The organism is Streptomyces sp. NK15101, from assembly GCF_020400725.1.
Lineage (GTDB): Bacteria > Actinomycetota > Actinomycetes > Streptomycetales > Streptomycetaceae > Streptomyces.
Genome location: NZ_JAINVG010000139.1, coordinates 1 through 11,304, shown reverse-complemented (window position 1 = coordinate 11,304; position 11,304 = coordinate 1). Strand labels below are relative to the sequence as shown.

Annotated in this window: 13 protein-coding genes and 2 pseudogenes; 8 read left to right on the top strand and 7 right to left on the bottom strand. The window is 73.6% G+C overall.

Annotated features, from left to right (window positions below):
* Nucleotides 1-623, bottom strand: a pseudogene (locus K7G60_RS36855) (sensor histidine kinase); the annotation flags it as partial.
* A gap of 207 nt (nt 624-830) precedes the next feature.
* Here K7G60_RS36855 and K7G60_RS36850 point away from each other — a divergent pair.
* On the top strand, nt 831-1,025 hold the full coding sequence (locus K7G60_RS36850) for a hypothetical protein (RefSeq protein ID WP_225805327.1): 195 nt from the start codon (nt 831-833) through the stop codon (nt 1,023-1,025).
* A 160-nt stretch (nt 1,026-1,185) separates the two neighbouring features.
* Entirely contained in the window at nt 1,186-1,623 is a 438-nt protein-coding gene (locus K7G60_RS36845) for a glutaredoxin domain-containing protein (RefSeq protein WP_225805326.1), read from the top strand.
* Between the two features lie 210 nt (nt 1,624-1,833).
* On the opposite strand, the gene sigJ is transcribed toward K7G60_RS36845, so the two are convergent.
* Nucleotides 1,834-2,787 carry an RNA polymerase sigma factor SigJ gene (gene sigJ, locus K7G60_RS36840; RefSeq protein WP_225805325.1) on the bottom strand — a complete coding sequence of 318 codons (954 nt, stop codon included), beginning with the start codon at nt 2,785-2,787 and terminating at the stop codon, nt 1,834-1,836.
* 157 nt (nt 2,788-2,944) lie between these two features.
* Here sigJ and K7G60_RS36835 point away from each other — a divergent pair, with 157 nt between their 5' ends.
* Nucleotides 2,945-3,361, top strand: coding sequence for a hypothetical protein (locus tag K7G60_RS36835; protein WP_225805324.1), 417 nt, complete (start codon nt 2,945-2,947; stop codon nt 3,359-3,361).
* Here K7G60_RS36835 and K7G60_RS36830 read toward each other — a convergent pair whose 3' ends face one another.
* On the bottom strand, nt 3,362-4,387 hold the full coding sequence (locus tag K7G60_RS36830; protein WP_225805323.1) for a helix-turn-helix transcriptional regulator: 1,026 nt from the start codon (nt 4,385-4,387) through the stop codon (nt 3,362-3,364).
* A gap of 128 nt (nt 4,388-4,515) precedes the next feature.
* Between K7G60_RS36830 and K7G60_RS36825 the strand changes: the two genes are divergently transcribed.
* Nucleotides 4,516-5,478, top strand: coding sequence for an SMP-30/gluconolactonase/LRE family protein (locus tag K7G60_RS36825; RefSeq protein WP_225805322.1), 963 nt, complete (start codon nt 4,516-4,518; stop codon nt 5,476-5,478).
* Between the two features lie 137 nt (nt 5,479-5,615).
* Nucleotides 5,616-6,167, top strand: coding sequence for a GNAT family N-acetyltransferase (locus K7G60_RS36820; RefSeq protein ID WP_225805321.1), 552 nt, complete (start codon nt 5,616-5,618; stop codon nt 6,165-6,167).
* A gap of 5 nt (nt 6,168-6,172) precedes the next feature.
* On the opposite strand, the gene K7G60_RS36815 is transcribed toward K7G60_RS36820, so the two are convergent.
* The 3 genes from K7G60_RS36815 to K7G60_RS36805 form a co-directional block, all read right to left on the bottom strand.
* Nucleotides 6,173-6,658: an SRPBCC family protein gene (locus tag K7G60_RS36815; protein WP_225805320.1), complete on the bottom strand. Its 486-nt coding sequence runs from the start codon at nt 6,656-6,658 to the stop codon at nt 6,173-6,175.
* Between the two features lie 177 nt (nt 6,659-6,835).
* Complete coding sequence (locus K7G60_RS36810) at nt 6,836-7,222, bottom strand: VOC family protein (RefSeq protein ID WP_225805319.1); 387 nt, start codon at nt 7,220-7,222, stop codon at nt 6,836-6,838.
* Nucleotides 7,223-7,397: 175 nt separating this feature from the next.
* On the bottom strand, nt 7,398-8,021 hold the full coding sequence (locus K7G60_RS36805) for a histidine phosphatase family protein (protein ID WP_225805318.1): 624 nt from the start codon (nt 8,019-8,021) through the stop codon (nt 7,398-7,400).
* A 145-nt stretch (nt 8,022-8,166) separates the two neighbouring features.
* On the opposite strand from K7G60_RS36805, the gene K7G60_RS36800 reads away from it, so the two are divergent.
* Complete coding sequence (locus tag K7G60_RS36800) at nt 8,167-8,700, top strand: GNAT family N-acetyltransferase (RefSeq protein ID WP_225805317.1); 534 nt, start codon at nt 8,167-8,169, stop codon at nt 8,698-8,700.
* A 23-nt stretch (nt 8,701-8,723) separates the two neighbouring features.
* Here K7G60_RS36800 and K7G60_RS36795 read toward each other — a convergent pair whose 3' ends face one another.
* Nucleotides 8,724-9,917, bottom strand: coding sequence for an MFS transporter (locus K7G60_RS36795; RefSeq protein WP_225805316.1), 1,194 nt, complete (start codon nt 9,915-9,917; stop codon nt 8,724-8,726).
* 140 nt (nt 9,918-10,057) lie between these two features.
* On the opposite strand from K7G60_RS36795, the gene K7G60_RS36790 reads away from it, so the two are divergent.
* The gene (locus K7G60_RS36790) at nt 10,058-10,786 is read left to right on the top strand and encodes a hypothetical protein (RefSeq protein ID WP_225805315.1); all 729 of its coding nucleotides are present in this window, start codon (nt 10,058-10,060) and stop codon (nt 10,784-10,786) included.
* 103 nt (nt 10,787-10,889) lie between these two features.
* Nucleotides 10,890-11,304 (top strand): annotated as a pseudogene (locus K7G60_RS36785) (hypothetical protein); the annotation flags it as partial.

The window sequence follows — 11,304 nt, the reverse complement described above, 5'->3', positions numbered from 1 at the left end:
AGCCGCTGGCGTTCCGCGAGGGTGCCCTCGCGGCGTTCGGTCGCGGCAAGCTCCCGACGGGTGCGGACGAGGTCGTCGATGAGGGCCCGCAGACGGTCGGCCTGCCGCTGGGAGTAGATGAAGACGGCGGTGGCGACGGCGGCCCCGGCGAACGGGGCGAACATCAGGTTCGGGTCGAAGCCGAAACGGAGCCGAAGTTTCAGCTGAGAGGCCACGACGCACAGGGTGATCAGCGCGACCAGGATGATCGCGGACCGGGTGCTCAGGGAGCGCAGGCCGGTGTACAGCAGCGGCACGACGCACCAGCCGAAGCTGGGCGCGAGGACCACGAGGGCGAACCACACCCCGATGACGGCCGTCAGCCAGAGCCGGGAGGCCGTGCCGGCAGGAGCCCGGCGTCCGTCGGCCTGCTGCGGGCCGAGGACCGGACCGAGTACGTACAGCAGGGCCAGCACGATGGCGAGGACGATCACCCAGGGGGTCGTACGGCTGCCGGGGTGGACGATCAGATACCGGGTCAGCGACGAGCAGAGCAGGACGAAGAACGCCACGTGCATCACGGTCGCGAGCCAGCCGGCGTCCGGGTCGGCCGCCTCCGTGTCGATCGGCGACCGCCTGTCCATCCGCACCGTCCGCTCCTTGCCGCCGACCGTTGTCCCGAGCCCAGGCTATCCGGATGGGTCTGTTCCGAATCGACCGATCGGTTGCCCCCGCGTCGTCCGCCGGGTGCGTCGGCCGGAGCCCGCAGGCCGACCGGTGAGGGACGTGACCGGCACCAGGGTGGAGGTCGGAGCGGGAACGCAGAGCTTCCCGAGCCCCCGAGGGGGTTGATGCCCGAGGAGCTGATGATCGTGAAGAAGACGACCCCGCGCACCCGTTTCCTGACCGGTGCCGTCGCCGCCGGCGCGCTCGCCGCGGGTCCGCTCGGCACCGTCTCCGCGAACGCCGCCCTCGGCAACCGCAGGGGGCCGACCGGTCTCCCGGATCGTGCGCGGCCCTGTCGCGAGGGAGCTGCTCGGCGGTGATCTGCGGACCCGTCCGCGGCATGGGGGAGTGGTATGGGCGCCGTCACGAGCTTCGATCCCGTCGCCGAGCACGAGAGGACCCGCGCCGCGCCGGCCGCCGCCGTTCCCCGGCTGGGCCGGCTCGTCGCCACGCCCTGAGCCGGTCGGTAACCTGCGTCTCATGACGCGTGTCTGGATGTTGCCGGGGTTGTTCCTGCTCTGTGGTTCGCTCGTCGCGGCGGGGGCGGCATCCGAGGGGAAACCCGTGAAGGCCGCGGTGCTTCTGCTGGTGTTCGTGCTGCTCGCCACCGCTCATTCGCCTCTGGTGTTCCCGAGGACGACAGGAGCGTCGGAGGCACAGCGTCGCAGTGCGGCCGACGGCCGCCCGATCGTCTACTGGCGGCCCGGCTGCAGGTACTGTCTGCGCCTGCGCATCCGACTGGGCCGTCGTGCGGGCCGGTTGTACTGGGTCGACATCTGGCGCGACCCGGAAGGCGCGGCGGTGGTGAGGGCGGCCAACGGCGGCGACGAGACCGTGCCGACGGTCGTCGTCGCGGGCCGGCCGTTCGTCAACCCCGATCCCGCATGGGTCCGCGAGCGGCTCTCTCCTTCCGAGTGAGGGGAGCGAGCGGGCACGCGCGATCGCGTCGTGCGCCCCTCACCGGGCCGCGGGGTCCTGCCGGCCGCCTCCATCGACGTCTGCCTCCAGGAAGGGCAGAGGATCCCGGCAGCCCGCGCGACCTGGAACGCGACGGCCTCGTCACCCGTACCGTCCACCCCGACGCACCGCCGCACGGCAGGCGTACGACAGCCGGGACCGGGGAACGGGTCAGCCCGGTCCGTGTTCCGTCCACGCCCGGAGCTTCTCCGGGTTCCGGACCGCCCAGATGCGGCTGATGCGGCCGTCGGCGAGGTCGAACGCCGCCACGGTCACGGTGACGCCCGAGCTCTGGGCGACCAGGCCCGGCACGCCGTTGACCGTGCGTTCGAGGAGCTCGAGGCCCGGGGCCTTGTCGGCGAAGTGGACGATGTACTGGGCGATGAGCGCGCTGCCCTCGACGGGGCGCAGCGCGGCGCCGACCAGACCGCCGCCGTCGGCCGTCATCGTGGCGTCGGGCGCGAGGAGCCCGACGAGGGTCTTGATGTCCTTGGCCTCCCACGCCTCCTTGAAGTCCCGCACCAGCGCGGCCTGTCCGGACGGCGGCCCGGCCGGCCTCCCCTCGGCGCGGACCCGGCGACGGGCCGAGGACGCCAACTGCCTGCAGGCGGCGGGCGACCGGCCGACGATCTCGGCGATCTCGGCGAAGGGGTACGCGAAGACGTCGTGCAGGACGAACGCCACGCGCTCGGCCGGCGTCATCGACTCCAGCACGACGAGGAACGCCATGTTCACCGACTCGTCCAGGGTGACCCGGTCGGCGGGGTCGGCCGGCCCGGACCGGCCGTCGTCCGCCCGCGCACCGGCCCACTCCGTGCGGTCGGGCAGCGGCTCCGGTATCCACGCCCCGACATAGCGCTCGCGGCGGACCCGCGCCGAGCCGAGCATGTCCAGGCAGACGCGGCCGGCGACCGTCGTCAGCCAGGCCCCCGGCGACTCGACGGCCTTCCGCTGCCGCGGCGACATCGCGTACCAGCGGGCGTACGTCTCCTGCACGGCGTCCTCGGCCTCGGCCAGCGAACCGAGCAGCCGGTAGCCGAGGTCGGTCAGCCGGCGCCGCTCGCCCACGACCACGCCGAGGTCCGGTTCGGTCCTCTCGCGCACCGGCTCGTCGAAGGTGCTCATGATCGCGGCTGCTCCCTGTTTCCTCGGTTCTTCCGGGTGTGACGTGGATCTCGTTCCTTCGACGCCCCCGGCGCCTCACATTTCACAGGCCTGCGTCGTCGGACTGTTCGAGACACTACCGAGCCACCGCCGCGAGGCAGAAGAAGAGGACCGAGTCATGGCCACCACCGCGCAGACCACGGCAGTACGGGACAGCAGCCGCACGTTCCTGCAGGTCTCGATCGCCCTCCAGACCCTGACCATCTTCTTCCAGGCCGCCACTGCCGGACTGCTCCTGACGTCGCCTCAGGGCGAGGTGCTGCACGGCGTCGGAGCGCGCGTGATGTACGGAGCCACGATGCTCTACGTGCTGGCGGCGGTCCTCGCCTGGAAGCCGGGCGGCGGCTCGCCCCGACCCGTCCTGTACTCGACCGGCTTCCTGGTCCTCGCCTCGGTCCAGGTGGTGCTGGGCATCGCGCACGAGCCGTCCCTCCATGTCCCCCTGGGCGTCCTCATGTTCGGCCTGAGCGTGCTGGACCTGGGCCGGGTCCTCTCCGGCAGGCGGCAGGAGGGGGCCCGCACGCGGGGGGCGTAGTCACGGCCGGGTCCCGGCCAGCAGCGAGTGGCCCAGGGGCGTGAGGCTGTGCAGCACCGCCGTCCCGGTGCGGACGGTGTCGACCAGGCCCGCACCCCGCAGGACCCCCGCGTGCTGGCTGGCCGCGGCGAGCGAGACGGACGCGCGCTCGGCGAGGGCCGTCGTGGTGGCGGGGGAGCGCAGGAGGGCGAGGACCTGGGCCCGGGTGCGGCCGAGCAGCGCCGCGAGGGCCTCCGGCCGGTCCTCGCCGCCGGGTACCCCGTCGGCGCCGTCGTACATGGGATAGACGAGGACCGTCGCCGCCTCGGGGCGGTACATCACCAGGGGGCCCGTCGCGAACCACGAGGGAACGAGCAGCAGTCCGCGCCCGCACAGCGGGACGTCGTACGTCGCGGCCGAGGGCAGGTGCAGGGTCGGCGCCTGCCAGCGCCAGGTCGTGCCGAGCGTGGTCAACAGGGCGTCGACACCGCCGCGGAGCAGCATCTCCGAGCGCAGCGCGCGATCGGTGAGGGCGTCGCGGCGGATCCGCGGCCAGAGCGGCTCCACGGACGTCTCGAAGTGGCGACGGGTGTCGTCGACCAGCAGGCGGACCGCCGCCGGGGACCCCTCGGCCAGCTCCCGGACCCACCGGTCGGGCCGCGCCAGACCACCGTTCCAGCCGGAGACCTCCGGGATCCCGAGGTCCAGCGCCAGCCGCTCCGAGGGCGTCGACGCCGCGGCTTCCAGACCGCCGGCGAAGTCGTGCGCCGCCGGCTGCAGCAGGAAGTCCGGCACGAAGCCGTCCTCGGCGACCAGCTCGGCGAGGACACCGGCCCGGACGCCCGCGCCTCCCCGCAGGGAGTGGTGCCACTGCCGGGCGGCGGGCCGGGGACGGTGCGGCCGCCCGGCACCCGGGCCGTGCCCCCCGCGCGCACGGCCCGGCGACAGCCCCAGGCGCACGCTCAGGACGGCTTCCGACAGCGCGTTGGCCTCCGGGGCGAGAGTGATCCGGCACAGATCGGCGGCGGTGAAGTGAAGTCGGATCATGCCGACCGATTATCCGCCCGGCGGACCCTTTCACCCAGGGATGAAAGGCAGTGCGTTCCGCGCGGGGCCGCGGCACGCTCCCGTTGTCCCCCTCACCACTCGCCGACATTCCGCCGGAGGTCGCGCCGATGCGCCGCATCCCCGCCCGAACCGCCTGTCTGACCGCCACGGTCCTGCTCACGGCCCTCGCCGGTGCACCCGGCCCCGCCGCGGCACGGGACCTGCCCGACACCTACGTCGTCTCCCACGAGCCCGGCGTGCTGCCCGAAGGGATCACCGTCACCCCGGACGGCACCCTGTACGTCTCCTCGGACGGCCGCGGCACCCTCTACCGGGGCCGCGTCGGCGAGCCGGACCTGACGCCGTTCCCCGCGCGCGGCCTGGAGGACCGCCCCAGCACCCTGGGCGTGCACACCGACCGGCGCGGCCGCGTCCTGTCCGTCGGGGGCGCGACCCTCGCCGTGCACGACCGCCACGGACGGCTGCTCGCCCGCCGCACGGCCGAGGACGGGCCGCTCGGCGCGCCCCGCCTCAACGACCTGGCCGTGACGAAGGACGCGGTGTACGTGACCGACTGGGCCAACCCCGTCATCCACCGGGCGGAGATCAGGGGCTCCACCCTCGGCCCCCTGGAACCCTGGCTCGACATCCGCTCCGCGTTCCCGCAGTTCCCCGCCCGGTACTGGCTGCTGAACGGGATCGTGGCCGACGAATCCGGTACGACCCTCCTGGTGGCCTCGAACGGCACCGAGGCCGTCTGGCGGGTCGACACCGCCACCAGGGAGGTCGGCCGCCTCGACCTCGGCGACCAGTCGTTCGGCGCCGACGGCATGGTGCTGCGCGGCCGGACGCTGTACGCCGTGCTCAACTACGGTGCCCCGCACGGCGTCTACATCGCCCGGCTCGACGAGGAGCTGCGGACGGGCACGGTGACCCACCGCCTCACGGACGGACCCTTCGACCTGCCCACCACGCTGGCGAAGCACGGCTGCCGCCTCTACGTGGTCAACAGCCAGCTCGACGAGCCGCCGGGCAGACCGCCGTACACCGTGAGCGCGATCGACGACCCGACGTGCGGCGACACCCCGTGACCCCCGCGGGCCGGCGCGACCCCGTGGCCGGCCACGCACGCGGGTAGGGCGCGCGCGGCGGCCGGCCGCCACGGGGGTGTGACCGGCCGCCGCATAATCGATCGACACCCGGGCCCCGATGGGGTTGGCTCGGCGGCGTGTCAGAGCTGCGAACCGATCGACTGCTGCTCCGCCGGTGGCGGGAGTCCGACCTCGAACCCTGGGCGGCCATGAACGCCGATCCCGAAGTCCGTGAGCACCTCGGGGACCTGCTGACGCGGGAGCAGAGCGATGCCGCCGCGGCCCTCATGCGGGCCGGGTTCGAGGAGCGGGGCTTCGGGTGGTGGGCGCTCGAAGAGCGGGCGACCGGTGCGTTCATCGGCCGCGCCGGCCTGGACGTGGTGGGCGAGGACATGCCGTTCGCGGGCGTGGACGTCGGCTGGCGTCTGACGCGGTCGGCATGGGGCCACGGCTACGCCACCGAGGCCGCCCGGGCCTGCCTGGCCTTCGGCTTCGAGGTCCTCGGGCTGCCGGAGGTGCTGGCGTCGACCACCGTGAACAACCTTCGCTCCCAGGCGGTGATGCGCAGGATCGGCATGACCCGGAACCCGGCGGACGACTTCGATGACCCGAGCGTCCCCGAGGGGCCGCTGCGCCGGTGCGTGCTGTACAGGACCCCGGCGCCGCGTACGGCCCGCCGGGGCGCCTGACCGCCTCAGGTCCCGGCCGTCGCGGTCCTCGCGATGCGCTCGAGCGTGATGCGCATCCCGGCCCGGTTGAGGGCCACCCGACGGGCCGGGTCCGTCCCGGCGAAGACCGTTCCGAGCAGGTCGGCGGCCCGGCCCCGGTACCCGTCGGTCCGCAGGTCCTGCCAGAACTCGGTGACCCGCGTCCCCGGGCCCTCCGGTTCGAACCGGTAGCCCCAGCGGGCGATCGGGAGCCCGAAGACGCTGATGTCGAAGACGAATTCGCTGTCCTGGCGCATCCGGCTCACCCGCCCCAGGGTCGGCCAGAGGAACGGCCCGCGCCGGTTGAACCCGACGAACCGGGAGCCGTCGCGCGCCGGCGGGCGCAGCACCCAGACGGACCGGCACTCCGGGCTCCACCGCCCCATGTTCCGCAGGTCCGACACCAACCGGTAGACGACCGCCGGCGGCGCGTCGACGACCGTGCTCTCCTCCAGGCTCCACTGCCGGTCCATGGCCCGCTCCCCTCGCACCCCGTGGGACTGCCCCCACCTGCTACTCGCCGGTACGTTAGCGGGCGGGGGAGCCGTCTGTCCCCGGATCCCCGCGCTGTGACCCACCGGACGCGCCCCAGCCGCCCGGCCGCGGAGCCGGTTCGCCGGGCCGGGACGTGTCGGGCCGGTGGGTCCGGCTCAGTCCTCGACGTCCTGCGGGTACCAGCGCAGCTCGACCGTGTTGCCGTCGGGGTCCTTCACGTAGACCGACTGGGCGGAGCCGCGCGCGCCCCAGCGCGGGACCGGCCCCTCCAGGACGTCGAACGTGCCGGAGTCGATGACCTCCTGCCAGTCCAGGGGGTCGACGACCAGACAGATGTGGTCGACGTTGGATTCGCCGCGCGGACGGGAGAAGAGGTCGATGACGGTGCTCTCGTCTATGCGCACGGACGGGAACGACACCTTGCCCGCCCGCCACTCCTCGACGCGCTCGGGCGCGAGGCCCAGGGCGCCGGAGTAGAACTCGAGGGCCTTTTCGACGTCGGTCACGTTGAGTACCAGGTGGTCGAAGGCTTTGACTCGCATGATGGGCTCAGAACCTTTCCGGGGTTTGCGTCTCGTCTTGACGATCATGGTGACTGCGGAGGCCCTGATCAAGTGCCCCCGGCGACCACGATCCGGACCGAACGGCTTCGGACCGAACGGCCTCGGGCCATGCCTCCGGGGCTGCCCCTACCCATCCGGCGGACCCGTCACCGCGTCAGATGCGGAGTTCGGGAGGGAAGCCGGTCCAGCGCAGCTCCTCGGGGAGGTGTCCCGTGTCGTTGAAGCAGAGGACGGCCGGGGCCCGGCCGGGTGCGTAGCGGATGACGGTCAGTGCGGCGTTGGCCTGGTTGATGCCCATCCAGCGGCCCTTCGGGGCGTCGAGGGCCTCCCGCACGAGCCAGGCGATGAGGAAGTTGTGCGTGACGACGAGTTCGTGGCGCGGCCGGCCGCCGTCGACGGGTCCGGTGAACCGCGCGACGGCCTCCGCAGCCAGCCCGGGCCCCTGTGCGCGCTCCTCCACCGGGAAACCGGCCAGGAACCCGAGCATGGCGTCGGCCGACTCCGCCGGAAGCTCTTCGCGCCGCGGGATGTACGGGATGTAGTCGCCGGCGTGCGGGGACATCCGCAGGGGGACCCCGTCGAGCCGGTCGCCGATCAGCTGGGCCGTCTGCTCCGCCCGGGCCAGCGGGCCGTGGTGGACCACGGTGAGCGGGGTCTTGCGGAGCCGCTCCCCGAGCAGGACGGCCTGGCGGCGGCCGTCGTCCGTCAGCGCGCTCTCGTCCGCGGACGCTTCGGCGTGCCGCGCCAGGTACAGGTAACGGGCGGCCTTTTCCGTCATGCTCGGTCTCTCCCGGCAGGTTCATGATCTTGTGGACGGGGGAAGGGACGTGGCTCGACGCCGTGCGGTTCCGCCGCCGGAAGAGTCGCCGCACGCCGTCCGGCCCTCACCGGACCGGGGCGCGACGGCGAGGGATCATGGCGGGATGACGGATCGCCACTTCTCCGCGCCCCCGGCCGTGGTGCGGCTCGCGGAGTACACGAAGGCCGAGCAGATCGAGATACTCGGCGACGGCCCCGATCCCTTCGGCGTGGCGGACGCCGGACTGACCTGGCTGCCCAAGGAGGACCACTTCGGCGTCAGACGGGACGGCCGTCTCGTGGCCCACGCCGGTCTGCTGCGGATTCCCCTGTCGATCGGCGGCGTCGACACGCAGGCGATGGGCCTCGGCGGTGTGGCCGTCGCCCCCGACCTGCGGGGCCACGGGCTGGCCCGGGCGGTCGTGTCGGCGGCCGTGGACCACGCGCGGACGCTGGGGCCCCGGTACGGGCTCCTCTTCTGCCGCCCCCCGCTCGTCCCGCTCTACGGGCGACTCGGCTGGCGGGCCCTCGAACGGGACGTGCACGTCGAGCAACCCGGGGGAGTCGTGGTCATGCCCCTGCGGACCATGTGGACACCCCTGCACGACGGCGTGACCTGGCCCCCGGGAGAGATCCGGCTGCTCTCACTCCCCATGTGAGGACGACCGCGGTGGTCGCGACCTCATCGTTCCCCCGTGGGCACCGGCCGTCGCAACAGGTACGTCGCGGCCGACGTGACCAGCACCAGCATGCAGCCGGTGAACACCAGGCCCGCCTCCTCCAGACCGAGGGGTCCGGCCAGGAGGCCGACTCCGATGACCGGGATCGAGATTCCCGTGTAGGCGACCAGGAACAGGGTCGAGATCACCGCCGCACGCCGGTCCACCGGGGCGGCCGTGGCGACGGCGGACAGCGCCGCGCGGAAGGAGAGCCCCTGGCCGACCCCGCCGACGACGGCCGCGAGGACCACGAGCACCAGCAGTTCCGCGGAGAGCGCCCCCGCCAGGAAGGCCAGTCCGGCGAAGAGCACGGCGCAGCCCAGCGGCAGGGACCGGGACACTCCGAAGCGGCCGACGGCGAGTTGCCCGGCGGTGGAGGCGAAGAAGGCCAGCGCGACGACCAGTCCGATCACCGCGTGGTCGTCCACGTGCAGGAAACGGCCGAGGAAGGCGGGGCTGACCGAGGTGAACACCCCGAACAGGGCGAACCCCGCGAAGGAGGCGATGGCCGCCGGCACGAACACCGGGCGCACCTGCGCGGGCAGGGCCGGCCGCTGCGGCCGTACGCCGGACAGCGGCCGGGGATCCCGTACGGTCTCCGGCAGCCGCAGGAGAACGACCGCCGACACGACGACCAGGGCGAGGTGCACGGCGAACGGGAGCAGCAGCGGCTCCGGCGCGTACTCCGCGAGCAGCCCGGCGAGCAGGGGCCCGCAGCCCAGTCCGCCCATGTTCGCGGCCGTCGCCACGAGCGTCGCCCGGGACTGGCCGCCGGGCGGGGCGAGGTCCATGACGTACGCGGTCGCGGCCCCGGTGAACAGGCCTGCCGACAGGCCCGACAGCAGCCGGCCCGCGTACAGCCAGCCCAGCCCGTCGGCGGACAGGAAGCAGACGGCGCTCGCCGCCGCGAAGCCGAGCCCCCAGAGCAGCGTCGGGCGTCTGCCGACGGTGTCCGAGGCGTCGCCCGCCAGCAGCAGCACTCCGATGACGCCGAAGGCGTACACGGCGTAGACGACGGTCACCGTCAGCTCGGAGAAGCCGAACTTCTCCTGATAGAGGGGGTAGAGCGGCGTCGGCAGCGTGGTGCCGGTCATCCCCACGACGAACACGGCCCCGGCGAGCAGACACCGGAGCCACCCTTGACGATCACCAACCATGCCGCCGACCGTAACCCCGCAGTCCGTCCCCGCCCGGCGACGCGACGCTCGCGACCGGGCCGACGACCGTGGTGGCCCAAGGGGACCGGCGGGGAGACCCGGGAGGGCCGGCGGGGAGACCCGGAGGGCAGACTGTGCGCATGGACGGATGGACGCGCTCGGGCAGTGAACCCGGCCCCGCGCTGTACGGACGCCTGCGCGTCGAGAACGAGGACCTCGCACCGGCCCGCTGGCTCACCGAGCGCCACCCCGGGTACGGCGATTTCGGCACGGTCGCCGGCGTCGCCGCGCCCGGTTTCCCGGCGTACGCCCGGGTGCTGCACCCCGCGGAGCTCGACGAGCGCCCGGTCCGCTGGGACACCGTGGCCGCCGCGTACGGACGGAAGGTCGAGCCGCTGACGAACTGGCACGAGGTGATCGGCGCGGAGCCGTTCCACCGGAACAGCGAGGAGCAGGGCCTGCCCGGAGTGTGGGACGAGCACCCTGCCGAAGGCCCCGCGCCCCACCGCGTGGCGCGTGCCGTGATCCCCGTCCTCGCGCGCCACACCGGCACGCCGGAACACTGCTGGTACGGACTGTGGGACGGGTACGGCCGCTGGGACTGGGACGGGATCCCCACGTTCCCGACTCCGGGCCGGGACGAGATCCTGCTGTCCGGAGCGCTGGCCGATGCCGTGTCCCCCGAACTCCTGGACGTGTTCGCCGAACTGCCCGACCTGTGGTGGCCGCAGGACCGCGCCTGGTGCGTGGGCGGCGACGTCGACCTGGTCAGCACGTACGTCTGCGGCTCCGAGGAACTGGTCGCCGATCTGCTCGCCGCGCCCGGCCTGGAGGTCCACCGGGTCGAGGCGTCCGACCGGGTCGGCTGACGGCGGTCTCCCTCCGGAGCGCCCGGGGGTGGGGCTGTCCACACCCCCGGGACTCGGGTCCGCCCCGGTGACCGGGCGCCGCCGATGCGCGACGCTGGGCGGCATGACAGCAGCATCACACCGGACGGGCCGCGCGGCTCCGTCGCGATCGGCGATCCTCCACGGCCGGGCACTCGCGGTGCTCGGCACCGCCGCGTCGGCCCTGACGGCAGCCTTCGTCTTCGTGCCGGGCGCGCTTGCGGCGAGCGGGCCCGGAGACGGTTTCGGCCGGGAGAGCGAGCTCGCCGAAGCCCTCCGTGCGGCGTTCGTCGCGTACTGGAGCTCCGGCGAGCGGGCCTTCCCGCCGGACCTGGACGGGCTCGTCGCGTACTGGTTCCGTTACCACGTCGCCAAGGCCGTGATCGCCGCGCTGCTGCTGATCGTGCTGGTCGCGGTGGGCGCGCTTCTCTGGAAGGCGTTTCTGAGGGCCGGCGGGACCGGAGCGGGGAAGAGGCTCGCGCTCGCGGCGGGGGGGGGGG